This is a genomic window from Glaciecola sp. KUL10 (assembly GCF_003203515.1).
Classification (GTDB): domain Bacteria; phylum Pseudomonadota; class Gammaproteobacteria; order Enterobacterales; family Alteromonadaceae; genus Glaciecola.
On the sequence record NZ_BGNG01000007.1, the window covers coordinates 78298 to 94586 of the forward strand.

A 16289-nucleotide genomic window follows, 5' to 3' on the forward strand; every position below is an offset into this window, starting at 1 on the left:
CTACTTTATGCCTTAAAATACTGCTTCCAAAGTTTGATAAGCAGACTCATACAAGATTATATTGAAAAGCCTACAATTGGCGTTGCGCTGACTTCTTTACAAACCTCACTCTCATGAACGCAAAATTCAAACAGCCCCTCTCTGGAAGCCAAATCTAGCCACTCATCAACGGTATATAACTCTGCTTTTATCCCATTAATTTTATTGATTTCGGTGCCAATTTTAAAATTGAGTTCTTTTGCCGGTAAGTCAGGTGAACTATATACAACGACAAAGTTACCGTTTTGTAACTTTCTTAATTCCAGTCCCAGCAAATTATGCTGGCTTTTAAAAGAGTGCCCCTTACGCTGTATAAAGCCTAATCTCATATTGGGGTAGTCGATGACAATCTCATACTGACTCAATAGCGCACTGCCTAAAGTCCAAAAATCATCTTCATCTTCTTGGATAATGTTGGTTACTACATTTGCAAACTGTATGTTTCCAACTTCTACGAGTGGCGTGTTAGCTTTGAAATGGGTTGCCATTCCACTGAGACTATATCCAGCTGACCGTATCGCAGGAGATGGAAATGCTTTGTCGTCACCAAAGTAAGCATCATTGATACTCATGTGATATCTGCTGCCAGTGTCCAAGATAATATCTCGCTCCAACACATGATCAGAGAATGTGATTTTGGCAGGGAAGCTGATTTTGCCAAAAAAAGTATAAAATGGGACCCACTCGGGTTTCATGCTTGAGATTGCTTCAGGAATAGTTTTGTGAACAGTGACCCGATTGGCGTTGCGATTAAAATGCCAAACGAGGTCCTTCAATATGTCGTTACCAATAACACCATCAAACCCTGCTTGATCGGGTCGGATAAAAAACCGAGTTTCAGATATCGGGATGTACCCAAAATTAACATCTTCGAAAGCAAGAGAATCAATAGCTAAGGTATTGATCTGAGTTTGGAAAGCAGGTGTGTGTTCATGCCCACCAAAACCTCCTACAATTAACTCATATCCTTCCTTAAGTTTTAATTGCTTGACTTTAGGTGTATCGAATAGCATTGAAATTGATGAGCCTGTATCAATCAGTAGCTTCACTTTTTCTACGCCGTTAATTGAAGCGTAAATATAAGGCTTGGCATATACATAATCAGCTTCAGGCCTTGCAATAGTTTGATTTTTTTCCCATATAGGTTCTATCCCATTATTGGCGTTCATCAAACGAACTTTATTAACAATACCGCAACCTGCAAGCACGCAAGTACAACAAACTACAATCATCATTGATTGAAACTTATTCATACGAACTGTGCTCTTTCTCAGGTTTTTTATCTATCATAAGGCTCACTCCTAATTAAATTGGCTACTATCAACAAGTAAATTGTTCTTAGATTAATAACATTAGTAGCTATTCGAGGAGCATTCTTGATAGAAAGTGCGAAAACTATAACTAAAAGTCCAATTCAATTGAGCTTTAAAATAGCCGAAAGATAATTTGTAGGAGTGATATAAGGTTCAAGAGGCGCTAACTCGATTTGTCTCCAACTCGAGAATGAACGTTGTTTAGTAAGTGGTCTATAAGCGCTCGAACAGCCGGAGATTGGGCCAGCCGAGAAGGAGTAACTAAACTTAATTGCGCGAGCCCAGCGGTCCAGTCAGGTAAGACTCTGACCAAGGTCCCACTATCTACTTCTGCTCTGCATGTATAAGCGGGCAAGTTTACTATCCCCAAGCTTTTTGCTGCCGCTTGTTTTAAGGTAGCCATGTCATCACTACACAGTTTAGGGCTAAAAGGAATTGAAGACTTTACTCCAGTGCTGTTTTCTAAGTTCCAAAGACCGTGTGTAGGCTGCCAACCCACCTTCAAGCTTTGCTTATTTCGCAAATCTTCGGGTGACTTTGGCGTACCCGTTTTATCGAGATACTCAGGACTCGCAAACAAATGCCAAGAAACCATCGCTAAGCGTCGTTGAATAATGCTCGAATCTGGCATTGTATCCATATGGCCTCTTATTGCCATATCTAAGCCTGAAGCAACAAGGTCAACAGTTTGGTTGGTAACCTGTTGCACAAGTTCCACATTTGGGTACTTCACCAGAAACTCGAAAACTAACTCCTGAATCGCAAATTGTGCAACGCCTACTGAGCAACTTAGGTTTACACAACCATTCAGTGTTGCTTGTCGACTTTGAAACGCTGCTTCGGCAACCTCCATGTCCTCTATTACCGTGCGCGCATGCTCGTAGAATACTTGACCGGCTTCGGTTACATTAAACTGCCGAGAAGTTCTTTGTATCAGTCGAGTATCGAGTCTTTCTTCTAACTGGGTTACGTGCCTGCTGAGGCGTGATTTAGGCATATTTAATGCCTTTGCAGCAGAGGAAAATCCTCGTTTTTCTACGACGTGTACAAAATAGAAGTAGTCATTTAAATCGATCATAACTATCTATGCTCCTTGTGTTCGTTTCAAGTATAGAACGATGGTTTCATTTTTTGAATCTACACGTCCTTCTTTTTGAACGCTACCATTTAACTAATCGTCAGTGGCACCCCAAATTACTATATTTGAACAGGAGACTTTAAAATGAATAGCGCTTCCGTGGTAGCAGAAACCCCCAATGTAGAAACACTTTCTAGTCTTACAATCAGCGCCCCACAAAAAGGTAAAGCACTGAATATAGGCACCGGTTTTACAGCAAGCACTTTTCGCCACAGTAATTTCGTTGGCGCAATGGACCCTTTAGTCATGGTAGACCATTACCAGATGAGCAAACCTACTTTTGGTGCGCACCCTCATGCAGGTCTTTCGGCAGTCACAGTACTTTTTGAAGACAGCGTTGGCAAATTTCACAACCAAGATTCACTAGGCAATGACTTTGATTTGATGCCTGGCGACTTGTATTGGTTAAAAGCTGCGTCAGGTGCGGTTCATGATGAGAAACCTAGAGATGGAGCGAGTACTCATGGTCTTCAGGTATTTATCAATCTGCCAAATTTGATGAAACATGATTCGCCAGAATCGCTGCATGTGAAAGCTCAAGATATGCCAACTATTGCAAAAGATGGTATGCGGGTTCGCGTTGTACTTGGAAACAGTAATCAAACTAAAGGGGCGGTATCACCTTCGTTACCTATGACGATTCTAGATGCCGAACTTGATGCGGGTTGTAATTTTACTCACGACTTGCAAGCTAAAGAGAATGCCTGGATATATCTATTGAATGGCGAAATTGAAGTAAATGCTGGAGACAAGAAAGTAGCTATGCAAGCCGGTGAAGCGCTTAGTATCGAAGCTACATCTAAGGTTAATACTAATTTGATTGAGTTAACTAATACAGCAAGCTCTACAGCACACTTTGTTTTGTTTGCTTCTGTCCCCGTCAATGAGAGTTTTGTACAAAAGGGCCCCTTTGTAATGAGCAATGAGGCTGAAATAGCAAGGATTGAAGCAGCATATGCTGCAGGCAAACTGGGTCAGATTACACCGTTTACCAAAAACTAATTTTCACTCCATCGAGGAAATAACAATGAAGGTTTTAGCATTTGCAGCAAGTAATAGTTTTGAAGGAGATTACTCTAATGATTCCCCGTAAATTAGAAGCTCTTGCGTTTTCATTTGTAATGTCATTTCTAATGTCCGGCGTCATGTCAGCGACCATGTTATTTTTAGAATCAACAACTATATATGGAGCTGTTGTCAAGTGGCCAAAAGCTTGGCTAATCGCACTATTAGTTGCCTTTCCATTCAGTCTAATTATCGTGCCATTAACCCGCCAGTTGTTGGCAATGCTCATTATATCAAGTGAATGACGATGATGCGGGGCAGACTCTTCATTAACTTTATTTGAACCAAAAATTCAGAACCTCGGGATAGTTCGCTGGCAAGATGTGATCTGCATCAAAAACTATTTGCACCTTGGACTTCGTTGGCATGGTATTGAACAATTCTGAAAATTCAGACTGTGACGAATACTGATCTTGATTCGAGCTAAGCAATAACACATTTTGGTGTTTGATGAATTGAGCGGCATCGATGGGAGATACATACTCCATTTTCTCGTCAACATTGGGCGGAACAATGATTATCATTTTTTCAATGCGGTCATCGGCTGCAGCTAAGAGGAGTGACATTTGCGCTCCCATACTATACCCAACAACGTGTATTGGCATTCCTTTAAACTGGGGTTGTTCTGTAACCCAGTTCAATAGAAGCTTATAGTCTCGGATACTACTTTGCACCATGTCCAAGTAAAATTCTGGATCACCGGATTTCATGTTTCCCATGATGAGTTGCAGTGGTTTATCTGCAAGTTTCCGTGAGCCATGATACCTTGCATCGAGCGCCACGACTGCATATCCATTTTCATGTGCCATTTGAGTTATTTTGTTCGCTTGTGTGATCGTGGGTGAGCCATTAATTTCGGCGTTCCACCAACGTGGGTAGCTCCTTCCCATTGCGTGCAGCGCAATTAGAACAGGGTGCTTATCTGAGTTTGATTCAGGGTAGCTTATTTGACCGTTAACCTGGTCACCATCAAAGCTCTTATAGCTGATTTGTGTTCTCCCATTTTCTAATTCAACCTGTTCCACCTTAGCTACTGTGCCATTGGTAGAGTAAAAGTCTTGAAAGGGGTTTTTATTGGTTTCTGCAAACACGCTTTGTGACACAAATGAAAACAGCAAGGCGCCCAATTTAAACAGTTTATTCATTGTTGTAGTAACTCCGTATCTAGTTAAGTTGAGAGCAAACCATACTCGTCCCATTGTGAAAAAGACGTGAAAAAACAGAATTCTGACGTGCAGAAATTTAAGTGATTCCGCTGTTATAGGTTTTTCACGTTTATTTCACAACATTAATGGAATGGTGAAACTTATAATTAACCCGCTATTTAGATGGCAACAGGCCGTCCGTTTAAAATAGGTATTATGAAGACATGTTTTCTTGTGATATTAGCCGTTGCTTCAGAAGTTTTAGTCGATACACACTCATATTCTTGCTGTTTTGTCTTACGTCATTGACATCGAATGCAAACGAACAAAAAGCCGAAATACAACAGCTTCTCGCAGACTATAAATTGGCGGGTATTGTTTACACGACATTTGATGATGGCCAAACAAATTTTTCTTTTTCCGGGTTTGCAAATATTAAGTCAAATCGTCGCATGCAATTAGACACAAAGGTGCAAGTAGGCTCGGTAGGTAAAGTTGTTTTGGCTGTCGGTGTTTTGCACCTCATAACCACTGGGAAGATTCATTTAGACGATTCAGTTGAGTACTTGCTTCCTACATTAGACTGGCAAAATCATTGGTCGGACAATACCCCAATAACCATTGAGCATTTATTAGCACATACGTCTGGTCTGGATAACATCAAAATGTGGCAGTTACTCAATTCGAGCACTAAACCCGATACACCTTTAGAAGAAGCATTTTTAAATACTGATCCGGATATTTTAAGTCCTCGCTTTGAACCAGGAACTCAATACTCTTATTCAAACATAGGTTACGGCTTACTTGGCATGATTATTCAAGCCGCTACAGGTAAGAACTATGAAGATTACATGGACTCGATGTTGGAAAAGTTGAACATGAATGACAGTACATTTCACTACGTCACACAAGAAAGTGACTCGCGCCTTGCCATGGGATATTTTGAGGATGCAAATCCCCAGATTGCGGTTCCAATGTTATTGAGACCAGCGGGACAATTTACGACAACGATTAATGATATGAATCAATTGATCCAATTTCTGTTGGGAAGCGGGATGAGTGAAGGTGAACGTATCGTGCAAGCGGTTCTAATGAACAGACTAGGCGTCCCGAGAGGAACGCTTGCTTTTGATTCTGGGCTTGAGCATGGGCATGGACTTGCTCTAGCAAAACGAGATAGACATGGCGCTATAGGCTATTGTCATCCGGGTGAAACGTTCGGTTTTTATGCTTACCTTTGTCTTTTTCCAGAGGAGAATAAAGGTTATTTTTTTGCGATAAACACCGACAATGAGAGCGCGCACTATGACGATTTCAATCGTGTGTTAATCAATCAACTCAAGGTAAGAAAATCCACTGAAAACTATGAGGCTGGTTCTTTCAATAACCCGCAACAGGATATTTCAGGTCTATATATCCTCTCGCCAAACAACATGGAAGAATTCCAGTGGTTAGACTTCATGTTTAATAGTATTTATCTAAGTGCCACAGACAAAGGTTTTAATGTGTATTCTCTTCAACAGAAAGAGTTTGAAATTTCGAATGTAGGCCAATTCCTTTACAGGCGAGATGGCAGATTAAATGCATCTCACGTTTATTATCGCGACGGTCAGCTCCGATTTATTAGTGACGGGCTTAATACCTACAAAAAATCACCTTTGAGCTTCATGCTGTTGAATTGGTTTGTGCTTATATTGGGGGGACTGGCTTTGATAGCATTGATAGCCAGAGGCACCGTAGTGGCTGTAAATGGCTTCAAACAAGGTATAAATTCAATTTTATTGCCCTATTCAGTGTTGTGCTTGTCAGTAATACCCGTATATCTTTATTCACAACAGAGTTTCTTAGACTTTGGTGAAGAGACTGCTGCAAGCATATCATTGGCCGTGATCAGTACAATGTTTCCCATCACCTGCTTTATAGCTACCCTGCTGTATGTAATAACAAAGAAGCTCAAGAGCTTTGATGCGCTGATAACTCTACTTGTATTGATGTTCACAGTTTACTTAACTGTCAACGACGTTCTACCAATAATATTTTGGAAATAGGGAGTTGTCATTCTTTGTCACACAATCTGCTCATTCATTTCTGAGCGGAGTATGATCACCTAGTGGAACAGAGCTGGAAGTTGGACGCAAGCTTGCTGCTGACAGCCACTAGTCAGTGGCAATGGTTATTGCAATTGCTATTGCCATTTGTTCGACAAGTGCATCAAAAGAATGTCTTGCTTTTTCAGGGTTTTTGATTAATTCCTCAAAGCCATTAAATGTAATGCTGTTGGGAATATAGATCGATGATTGTCCTGCCTCTGATTTATTGCCAATGGCGAATGACTGATTATAATACGTTTGCCGCTTATTTTTGTCAGTTATACTGGCTTGCACATACATAAACGGAACATATTCACCTGCTTGGTCATCGTCACTAAAGCCCATCGACACTAAAGTTAAGGTCAAAGATAAGCTGCTTGATGCAGAACTGCTGTTGTGAGCTAGTTGTTGTGCTATATGCCCTTGTTCAGTTAGTACTCGGGCGACTCTTTTACTAAGTCGCTCTGAGAAATCATCGGCGCTAGAGTTGATCATCGCCATGACTTTGTTTGTCTTTATGTATCTATCACCTACTAAATAAAAAGGTGTCAGTACGCCCATGAAGTAATTCATACTTTCATTATTTTTCACGGTATAGCGACCCACTTCATTTACGACTTCGACCATTAATGGAGTATTTTTTAAGTCGATTTGTGCTCTATCATCCATTGTTCCGGGTACAGATGCGCAGCCCTGTAAAGATATAAAAAAGAATGCAGAAACATACTGCCAATGATGTCTAAATAAAGGCATTATTTATCACTCCGAGAGTTAATTACTGCAACAATGCTTTTCGCGACCAGTTCTGGGTGCGTTTTATGAAGATTGTGATGTGGCGAATCAATTATATGATGGACTTGACGTTCCTGATTGCTAATTAACTCACTATGTTGCCTGATCCAAAGGGTTTTGCCTTTCTCTGTTTCATTAAAAGCAAAAGGTTGATTGCTAACTCGACCAGCTGTTAGTACGTGAACTGACATGTTTTTGGGAAGCGCTCGAGTGTGTTTTAATGCGTTATCCATTTGTTCAATGAGCAATTTATAGTCTGCGACTAAATGCTCAGGCATGTATTTCAATAGCATAGTATCTTCACGTTTTATAAACTGCTCATCTATAGCCTTGAACTGATGGCGCTGAGACAGGGTTGCAGGCTCTACCATCACCATGCCCTGTAGTTCTTTAGGATATGCTTCAGCGTATTCACTCGCGATTAAACCGCTGTATGAGTGAGTGACATAAATAAAGGGTTGATTTATGTTTAGATACGCTTTCAAGGCTTTTAGATCTTCAAGATGATTTGGAATATCTCTTGGCTTCGAAACTGCTGAAGACTTTCCTATGCCCGCTCTCGAATAGGTTATCGTGCGAATACTTGCAGGCAGTGAATCAATAACCAGTTCCCAAACTTCTTGATCGGTACCAAAACCAGCATCAAAAATAACGACAACATCCCCGTGCGCAGAATCTTTATATGCCAATCTTACATCATTCAACTGGGCAAATCGTATTGGGTCTACGGAGTGTTTTTGAGCGGCTGAAGCACCCACTCCAAAAACAAGCGTTCCAATAATTAAATTTATAGCTAAAAGCTTAAGTAAAGATCTCATAGAAAATTCTCATAATAGTCATCAGTTTTGCTTATTTTGTTGGCGTAGTTGTGAAACTGATGTGAATTGACTGTTTTTTGTAATCCGCTCAGCAAAAAGTCACGCAGAAGGTGATACGTTTTAGACAAAGTGAGTGCGCCGAAGCTACTATAAATATTGCAACGGTCTATCGAAGTCGAGATTTTTATATTGTGTAAGACCAATTTTGACGAGGAGTTAGTTCAAACTCTCTGATAGCCAAAGTGATGGTTTGCTGAAGTTGTTCTGGAGACTGCTGATACTTTGTCAGCTCGATTTAATCATTAGCGAATGAATTCATTGGAATAACAGATGCTTATGAACATAAAAAATTATAGTGCCGTATCATACTCCTTACGATAGATATTTAAACCAATCAAGCTCGGGGCCTTGCGGCACAATCTGTGATGGATTTAAAGCCTTAATTGAGTAATAACCGGCTTTGATATGATCTATGCGAGTGTTTTTTGCAAACGCCTCAATTTTTAACAAACGCTCTAAATAAGCTGATATCGCTGGGAATTCGCCAATCGATTTAATATTTGTTTTAAATAATCCATGATAAGCAACATCAAAACGTGTCAACGTAACAAACAATCGAATATCACTCTCCGTTAATTGCTTACCCACTGCATAATCATTGTTTTGAAAATGCGTCTCTAAGGCTTCTAATCGTTCAAATAAAGACACGATAGCTTCGTTATAAGCTTGTTGACTTGATGCAAATCCAGCTCGGTAAACGCCGTTGTTTACGCTTTCATATATACTATCGTTAAAAGCGTCAATATCTTCTTGGAGCTCTATTGGGTAAAGATTAATATCTGAATGATGTATAGACCTTAAATCTTCATTAAAAATATGCAAAATGTCGGAAGATTCATTGTTAATGATCTTATTGTTTTGCATGTCCCAAAGGATTGGTACTGTAGCGCGACCTGTATATTGGTCATCAGTAATGGTATATAGTTGATGGGCAAATTCGACATCTTCAATACCGCTTTTAGTTGCCCCTGGAAATGAACCAAATTTCCACCCTAAATCTCCTAGTTGAGGCTCAACTACTTTTAGCTCAATTGCTTGCTCCAAGCCTAGTAAAGAGCGAGCGATTAGCGTGCGAGTGGCCCAAGGACAAATATAAGCGACGTATAGTCTAAGGCCTTGTTCAACTGCTGACTCTGCATTAGTAATTCTCTGTGTGAAGATACTACTTTGGCGAACAAAGCGACCTTCACTGTCTTTTTTCTGTACTGGATCCCATTTAGATTTCCATTTTCCGTTAACTAGCATGATATTTCCTCTATATTTTGATGTGCTTCGCCATCAGGCAAAAAACTTATTGTTTATATGACTTCAAAATTTGAACGTATTTATTGAAGGAGTATGAACCTGACGCAATGGGTTTATATGTTGTTTACCCTCATCGAAACTTGATGGGCAACAAACTCCGACATTTATTGACTTTATTAGTAGATAATATGGCGAAACTCCTCACTGGGACCGGCTTTAACATTACAGTTTGTGAAGAAATTTATGCCTAAATACTGTATCGCCATAGGTGTTGGTGGTGCATCAAAGGTAACTACATGCAAAGTAATAAACCAGATGTAACACCACTAACAGTGCGCACATGGTTCCAAACGACCCATTTAGAAAGGTATTCTTTCCAAACGGCTTTTATTTCAGATTTTTGTGCACCTTTAAGCTTGTCATTAAGCGGTACGTTGAACACAACGGTTACCGCAACGGTGCCAATAAAGAAGATAATACCAGCGGCCGATGTGACCCCCGAGCTTATGAAAAATAAACTCAGGCTACCAACGCCGGAAATAAAGAAACAACCAAGAAACAGAGGGTTCAAAATCTTTTTATTAATTAAAACCATCACATCAGCTCCATTATCTATGCTCGACAACGCATACATGATGGTGTTGCTAAAAATGAAATAAAGACCAATCATCGTGATCATGGCCAGTTTAATGATTGTTTCCGTCAGTAACCAAAGTGTGAAATCGGGCATAAGTCCTCCTAAATGAATAGATAAAGAATACTCAATGCACAAAGAGATAACTTTACCATTTGACCCAATTTCACTACCGTTAGTACATTACTAAAGTGTCTAAACAGGCTTTGATACTATAGATGAAAGCCTTAATCTCTCTCCAATGAAAACACAGATTCGTTAAATTTTTCATTGACCTCAAAAGACTGATACTCAATCAACATATTGCCGTTCATAGGATTAAACAGATTTATTGTTTTTGGAATTCGTACCCCATCTTTTAATACAAAGTTTCTATAACTAACAACGAAAGGCACGGCTCCCGCATCTCTTGCGAGAAGTTTTACTTTTCGCTCTAGAATATCACCCGTTTTTGCATCAATGGATAGAGTTGTTATAGGTAAATCTTTTCGCTTGAGTTCAACTAAGTAAGTATCAAGACCATCCACTTGATGTCGACCAATAACTTGGATGCTGTCATAAAACGACTTCAAATCAATAATAGACATGGGATGCTCAGCTCGGGCTTGCTCCATTAAAGGCCCTTTCAGTTCAAACAAGGGTTCAAACCCCATAGTCGCTGCATAATCACCATTTAACACATTGCTAATTTTGCCATATGCGCCGAAGTCCAAGTGCTGTATGAACTTGTCGTCATTGTCATAATGCATGGTCATCACACCTTGCAGGCCTGCTTGAAGCATTGAAATTTTTGCTTTTATCGTACTAGGGCCCCATTTTCTATATGCAGCTATTTTTTGCTCGTAGCCAATCAGCGATAATATTTCATCTGTAGTCGGTAAACTCTTAATATCATTTGCTTGAACTCGATTCGCACTCAACACTTTACGTCGATTTTTAAAGACACTAAGCGCTGTTCCATCTCCATTATCATTTACTGTGAATTTAGCTGATAGTTTACTGTTGATTCGAAAAGTTCGGTGCCCGTCTTTATCTGGAAGTTTCAATTCGTAGACCATTTCTCCGGGTACATCAATCGCAAGGCGGTTGTTTGATATCAAAGCCTGAATAGGGCGAGGTAGATCTTTATTGACGTAAGACCCTAACAAAGGTTTCAGTCGAGCAAGACTCATCTCTGGCTCAATCTTGTAGCCTTCCCTAGGTAACTCAAACACCATATCATTCTGATACATCTTTAAAATATTTGGTTTGCCTTGCCGAAATTGCTCAAATGAAATGGCTACCTTATTGGTCATTTTAAAGAACCACTTCCCCTCTTCATTTGGGCTTCTTAACGCGTAAAGGCGTTGACCGGGCACATCGAGAGATAATTCACCTTTCGGGTTTACTAAAACCGTGAATATGGAATCTTTAAATGAGCCAAAATTAGCCACGAATCTACCCGTGTATTCAGACAGCTCTCTGTGATTTGTAGTTTGTGAAGTTTCCTCAGTTGCGCTTAAGAGGTTTTTCCAAATAATCTCCATAGACCCTTTCAGTAATGGGGTATTTGTCGTGTTTGTCAAAAGGACAAACCCCAATTTCTCTTCAGGCATCATGGCAACTTGGGCAGAAAACCCTAGTATACTTCCACCGTGCTCTACCACTTTTTTATCATTCCACTGACTAATGAACCAGCCTAGACCATAGTGGAGATTCTGCTTTATCGATATTGCCGGGCTCCAAAGTTGCTCGAACTGCTTTTGACTAAGCAAAGGACTACCATCTAGCTTTCCTTGGTTTAAATTAAAACGAAGCCACTGAGTCATATCTGATATGTTTGAATAAATACCACCAGCTGGCGCTATGTTATCTAGATTTTTTCGCTGTAACTTTTGGAAAGCGGATTCATCTCTATTCCACCGATAACCTAACGCAATGTTTTCAGCTTTATCGTGTATCGAGCTGGTGCTTGACATGCCAAGTGGTGTAAAAATTTTTTCTTGTACAAGGCTATCCCAACTTTCTGCATTAGCGGCTTTTGCTGCGGACATTCCAGAAGCCAAAAAAAGTACGTTGTTATAATTGAACTTTTCCCTGAATTTATCGAGTGGGATTGAATCAAGTGATTCTCTCAATATATCTTCGCGACTGACTTTCCCATTAGCCCACAAGATGTCATTTCTTGATAGTCCACTTCTATTTGATAGCATATCGCGAATGGTCAGCGCGCCAGTTTCATCATTAAGGTTTGGCACAAACCAATCAATATAATCCGTTACCTTGGCGTCCCAAGACATTTTATTTTCGTCATTAAGCATCCCAATCAATGTTGAAGTAAAGGCCTTTGTAGTAGAGCCGATAGCAAAATTGGTGTCTGAAGTAACGGGTGATTGGCCTTCTATGTCGCGAAAACCAAAACCTTTACTCATTATTACACGGTCGTTTTTGACAATGGCCAATGCCATTCCTGGAATTTTGAGATCTTTTCTCAATTTTTCAAAAGTGTTAGAGATTTCCTCTAACCGTTCGCTTTCAGCTTCGTTGGCATGAGCAACGGTAACATTTATTGCTAAAAGCAGTATAGAGGCTAACAAAGCTAATAGCTTACTTTGTATGAATTTGAAATTTGTCATAATTTATCTCTTGTCACTTTATTTATTGAGCTTGGAAGATTACTTTCGACTTAGTTTTTAAACCCACAAGCTAATAGGTTCTTTATTGCCACATTCCTTTTTTATCTGCCCAGCGCACCGCCATTGCAAACCACGCAACAGCTAATAAATATGCACTGCACCACAACAAAGAAGAGAGCTCAGTTGGCTGGCCCCAACCATCATTGAGATAAAACCCAACTCCAGATATAAGCATTAACACTATGGTGACTATAGAATGTTTACGTTCTTTAAAACCCCATAACCCGCATGTGACCCACAACGGCGCGTTCTGCCATTTTTGCGATTGTTTATCTATCATTTTTATTTCTCCGTAGTTTCAAAAATATGAACAGAAAACGTAAAGGCTCGAATTATCATGTTTCATAGCAAGCACTTATTTCTGTGCGTTCACTATACTCAGACTAGAGAAAGTCGGTGACGACTGGAGTATGCCATCTTTGCGACAGTTCAATAAAATCAGTTTGTTAGCTAACCAAGTAAACAGTATGTAGAAAGAAGAAAGCGTTGAGTCCATCAAGAATGTCGCCGGCTGAGTTGCCGAATAAATTGCGTGGTAGTATTAGAGTAGCAACGATAGCGAATGTAAGGGTATTCGTTTAATCTTTACCGCAAGAGCAGAGTTGGATATCGCAATACGATTTTTCTTGCTCTCATTTTTTTACTTGATTAACTGTTAACCGCAGAATATCTTTTATCGTATCTTGTTGATTTATATAAACTGTCATGTAAATGACGTAAAGAAGTCGTCACCGACAGCACTATATTTTCACTAATCTGTCGCTCGATTTAGATGGGAAACTTATGATTGTAAAGAAGTTAAGAGAAGAAAAGCAATGGTCACAGGATCAAGTGGCAACTATGGCAGGGCTGAGTTTAAGGACGATTCAGAGAGTAGAAGCAGGCAACCCAGCCAGTAAAGAAACGCTTAAGTCACTAGCCTCAGTTTTTGAAATTGAAGTTTCAAAATTAACAGAGAGAGTAAAAGTGATTGATAAGGCATCAGAAGACTGGCAAAACGCACCGATCTGGGTTTCTTTTGGTTTATTGGGCATTAAAGAACGTAAAAAAGCCATACTGAGCATTTCTTTGCTGCTTATTTGTGGAGCTGCTTTCTATTTTAATCTTGGATTTGGCGGCCCCGTCAGGATATCTACTTTTATATGGGCGAGTTTGTATATAACGGCCGTCGCATGGTTTATATTAGCGGTGCGCTGGGTTGACAAGCAAAAGCTATGGTAATCTGCGGTTTAACCATAGAGTGATACCAAGCCCAGCAAAGACCATTTCCAACCCTAAAGCGGCTAAGATAGCGTTGTTTGGCATACCGTCTACAACAATACCCACGCAGCGGAATACAAAGAAAGAGCTAAATATTAATATGGACATGCTTAGTGCAGTTTTTGTCAACTTTGTTTTAAAAGAACCCACGAGTATAAATAGGCCAAATACCGACATAGTTCCTCCCATCCCCCTCATTTCGCTCAAGATATCTGCACTAAGCTCAGAAGTCTGGATAAATTGCGCCAAATAAAATGAGGGCGTAAAACTGATAAAAGACCCAACGGCTATTAGTGTTAGTCCACCTAAAAACAAATACAGCATTATTGATTTTTTCATTTTACTATTACCTATGGTTCTCGCCATCACGTCGAATCCGCTAAGTGCAGAAGGTACTATTATTCATTGCTCTTCTGCACACTTTTAAACGTTATAGCGACTTATTTGTTAATCACTAAAAACGCGCTTTATTTTGAGCAATGTATTGTTTGAATGCCTTCGCTGGGCGCCCAAGAACATCATTTACATCACCCGTTACATATTCATTGCGACCATCTAACACTTCGGTAAACAAAAAATTAAGAAGTGAAAGGACATCTGCTGGCACACCTTCGGCTAACATCATATTGTTAAAGTCCGCTTTACTGACAGTGCTAAACGAAATGTCTCTGCCTAATATCTCAGAAAATTGGTCCGCTATGTCATCAAAGCTGAGTAGCTCAGGTCCTGTTACTTCGAAAAGCTGATTCCGTCGATTGGAATTAAGCAATGTTTCTACTACTACATCAGCGATGTCTTCAATATCAATGAATGCCTCCTTAACATCTTGAACAGGAAGTGCTATTACTCCAGCATCGATAAAGCCTTTAAAAAAGCCGTCAGAAAAGTTTTGATTGAACCAAGATGCTCTTACAATGTTCCAACTAAGGCCAGAATTAATCAGAATTTCCTCACATGTTTGAGCTGCAGGCTCTCCGCGCCCAGAAAGTAAGGTAATGTGCTTAACGTTCTTTGAGCTGGCTAAGTTACAAAATGCGGTTATATGCGCAGCAGAAGCCTCTATAGCTAAATCAGGATAATAAGTAAGATAAACATGGGATACGCCTTCTAAAGCTGACTTCCAAGTGCTTGAGTCATTCCAATTGAACAAGGTACTCGAACTTCTGCTCGCTGCTTTTAGCTTTTCTTCCGGCAATTGTTTCAACAGACGTTTGTATACCGCGCTACCTGTTTTGCCACTTGCCCCAATTACTAGTATTGTTTTGATGTCATTCAATATGATTCTCCTATTAGTCGGAGCGAATTACTCGTTAAAATATTTTTTCTTTTGACGATCAATAAGCGGTTTAATTAATTTAGTAAAAAAAGGAACCTTGTAACCCTTTGCACTTAGATGTCTACCAGCCAGTCTGTAAACTTTCTCGTTTCCTTTAATGCCATGTCCATCCAAAAGCCGATTAAAAAAGTTAAATGCGCTCACGATACATATTAAATCTTCAATGGTTTTTTCAGACCACTTAGCTAGTTTTATTGAATCGATATCACTTTGAGTTATCTTACTTGGACTTTTCGTGAGCTTATGCGCGAAGTAAAATAGTGGGAGAAAATTCTCATCGATTGAGGAGTATTCAATGTCTTCAAGTAGCTCATCAAGCAGCTTGCTAGGTACGTTAAATTGTTTTGCTACCGCTAAATGTGCGCCTGTGCAGAAACTGCAATCATTCAGTGCCGAAACGTAGGCAGCGAGCAGTTCTCTGGTTTCAATTGAAAGCTCAGAAGGACACCGCATGATGTTTTCTGAAAACTTATCAATAGGCGCAAACCGTCGTCTGTTGTTCCAAGTAATATCGGTAATGTCACTATTTTGATTTAAGTGGGATAAAAAAGGCATTAGTGTTTGGTCAATAATTATTCTCGATAATGTTTATTCTTCTTGTAAGTGAGGGTGAATAATTAACTTATCGGTCAAGATAATTGATTGAAGGTTCTAAAATGGATTTATAGACTTTAAACTG

16 protein-coding genes are annotated in these 16289 nt (G+C 39.8%); 4 read left to right on the forward strand and 12 right to left on the reverse strand.

Annotated features, from left to right (window positions below; genetic code table 11):
- Positions 1–56: 56 nt before the first annotated feature.
- Both KUL10_RS12875 and KUL10_RS12880 read right to left on the reverse strand, forming a co-directional pair.
- Positions 57–1292: a retropepsin-like aspartic protease gene (locus KUL10_RS12875; RefSeq protein WP_110429348.1), complete on the reverse strand. Its 1236-nt coding sequence runs from the start codon at positions 1290–1292 to the stop codon at positions 57–59.
- Between the two features lie 223 nt (positions 1293–1515).
- Entirely contained in the window at positions 1516–2430 is a 915-nt protein-coding gene (locus KUL10_RS12880) for a LysR substrate-binding domain-containing protein (protein WP_199509240.1), read from the reverse strand.
- Positions 2431–2574: 144 nt separating this feature from the next.
- On the opposite strand from KUL10_RS12880, the gene KUL10_RS12885 reads away from it, so the two are divergent.
- Together KUL10_RS12885 and KUL10_RS12890 are read left to right on the forward strand one after the other, a co-directional pair.
- Positions 2575–3492, forward strand: coding sequence for a pirin family protein (locus KUL10_RS12885; RefSeq protein WP_110429350.1), 918 nt, complete (start codon positions 2575–2577; stop codon positions 3490–3492).
- Between the two features lie 77 nt (positions 3493–3569).
- Positions 3570–3800, forward strand: coding sequence for a DUF2798 domain-containing protein (locus KUL10_RS12890; RefSeq protein WP_110429351.1), 231 nt, complete (start codon positions 3570–3572; stop codon positions 3798–3800).
- 30 nt (positions 3801–3830) lie between these two features.
- On the opposite strand, the gene KUL10_RS12895 is transcribed toward KUL10_RS12890, so the two are convergent.
- On the reverse strand, positions 3831–4700 hold the full coding sequence (locus tag KUL10_RS12895) for a S9 family peptidase (RefSeq protein WP_158525384.1): 870 nt from the start codon (positions 4698–4700) through the stop codon (positions 3831–3833).
- Between the two features lie 224 nt (positions 4701–4924).
- Here KUL10_RS12895 and KUL10_RS12900 point away from each other — a divergent pair, with 224 nt between their 5' ends.
- Positions 4925–6748 (forward strand): serine hydrolase, encoded by a 1824-nt coding sequence (locus KUL10_RS12900; RefSeq protein WP_110429353.1) that lies wholly within the window; start codon positions 4925–4927, stop codon positions 6746–6748.
- A gap of 108 nt (positions 6749–6856) precedes the next feature.
- On the opposite strand, the gene KUL10_RS12905 is transcribed toward KUL10_RS12900, so the two are convergent.
- The 6 genes from KUL10_RS12905 to KUL10_RS12930 form a co-directional block, all read right to left on the reverse strand.
- Positions 6857–7543 (reverse strand): hypothetical protein, encoded by a 687-nt coding sequence (locus KUL10_RS12905; RefSeq protein ID WP_110429354.1) that lies wholly within the window; start codon positions 7541–7543, stop codon positions 6857–6859.
- A complete protein-coding gene (locus KUL10_RS12910; protein WP_110429355.1) occupies positions 7543–8400 on the reverse strand; it encodes an alpha/beta fold hydrolase in 858 nt (285 codons plus the stop codon). The genes KUL10_RS12905 and KUL10_RS12910 overlap by 1 nt, the downstream gene beginning before the upstream one ends.
- A gap of 372 nt (positions 8401–8772) precedes the next feature.
- Positions 8773–9705 carry a glutathione S-transferase family protein gene (locus KUL10_RS12915; RefSeq protein WP_110429356.1) on the reverse strand — a complete coding sequence of 311 codons (933 nt, stop codon included), beginning with the start codon at positions 9703–9705 and terminating at the stop codon, positions 8773–8775.
- A 292-nt stretch (positions 9706–9997) separates the two neighbouring features.
- Positions 9998–10435, reverse strand: coding sequence for a DUF1772 domain-containing protein (locus KUL10_RS12920; RefSeq protein WP_110429357.1), 438 nt, complete (start codon positions 10433–10435; stop codon positions 9998–10000).
- Between the two features lie 131 nt (positions 10436–10566).
- Complete coding sequence (locus tag KUL10_RS12925) at positions 10567–12954, reverse strand: serine hydrolase (protein WP_110429358.1); 2388 nt, start codon at positions 12952–12954, stop codon at positions 10567–10569.
- An 82-nt stretch (positions 12955–13036) separates the two neighbouring features.
- Complete coding sequence (locus KUL10_RS12930) at positions 13037–13294, reverse strand: hypothetical protein (RefSeq protein ID WP_110429359.1); 258 nt, start codon at positions 13292–13294, stop codon at positions 13037–13039.
- Between the two features lie 503 nt (positions 13295–13797).
- Here KUL10_RS12930 and KUL10_RS12935 point away from each other — a divergent pair.
- Positions 13798–14235 (forward strand): helix-turn-helix domain-containing protein, encoded by a 438-nt coding sequence (locus tag KUL10_RS12935; protein WP_110429360.1) that lies wholly within the window; start codon positions 13798–13800, stop codon positions 14233–14235.
- Here KUL10_RS12935 and KUL10_RS12940 read toward each other — a convergent pair.
- From KUL10_RS12940 to KUL10_RS12950, 3 genes are all read right to left on the reverse strand, one after another.
- Positions 14227–14613 (reverse strand): DUF4345 domain-containing protein, encoded by a 387-nt coding sequence (locus KUL10_RS12940; RefSeq protein ID WP_158525385.1) that lies wholly within the window; start codon positions 14611–14613, stop codon positions 14227–14229. The two genes, KUL10_RS12935 and KUL10_RS12940, sit on opposite strands and share 9 nt — an antisense overlap.
- A 115-nt stretch (positions 14614–14728) precedes the next feature.
- Entirely contained in the window at positions 14729–15550 is an 822-nt protein-coding gene (locus tag KUL10_RS12945) for an NmrA family transcriptional regulator (protein ID WP_233499820.1), read from the reverse strand.
- A 27-nt stretch (positions 15551–15577) separates the two neighbouring features.
- Positions 15578–16165, reverse strand: coding sequence for a carboxymuconolactone decarboxylase family protein (locus tag KUL10_RS12950; RefSeq protein WP_110429363.1), 588 nt, complete (start codon positions 16163–16165; stop codon positions 15578–15580).
- Positions 16166–16289 lie beyond the last annotated feature (124 nt).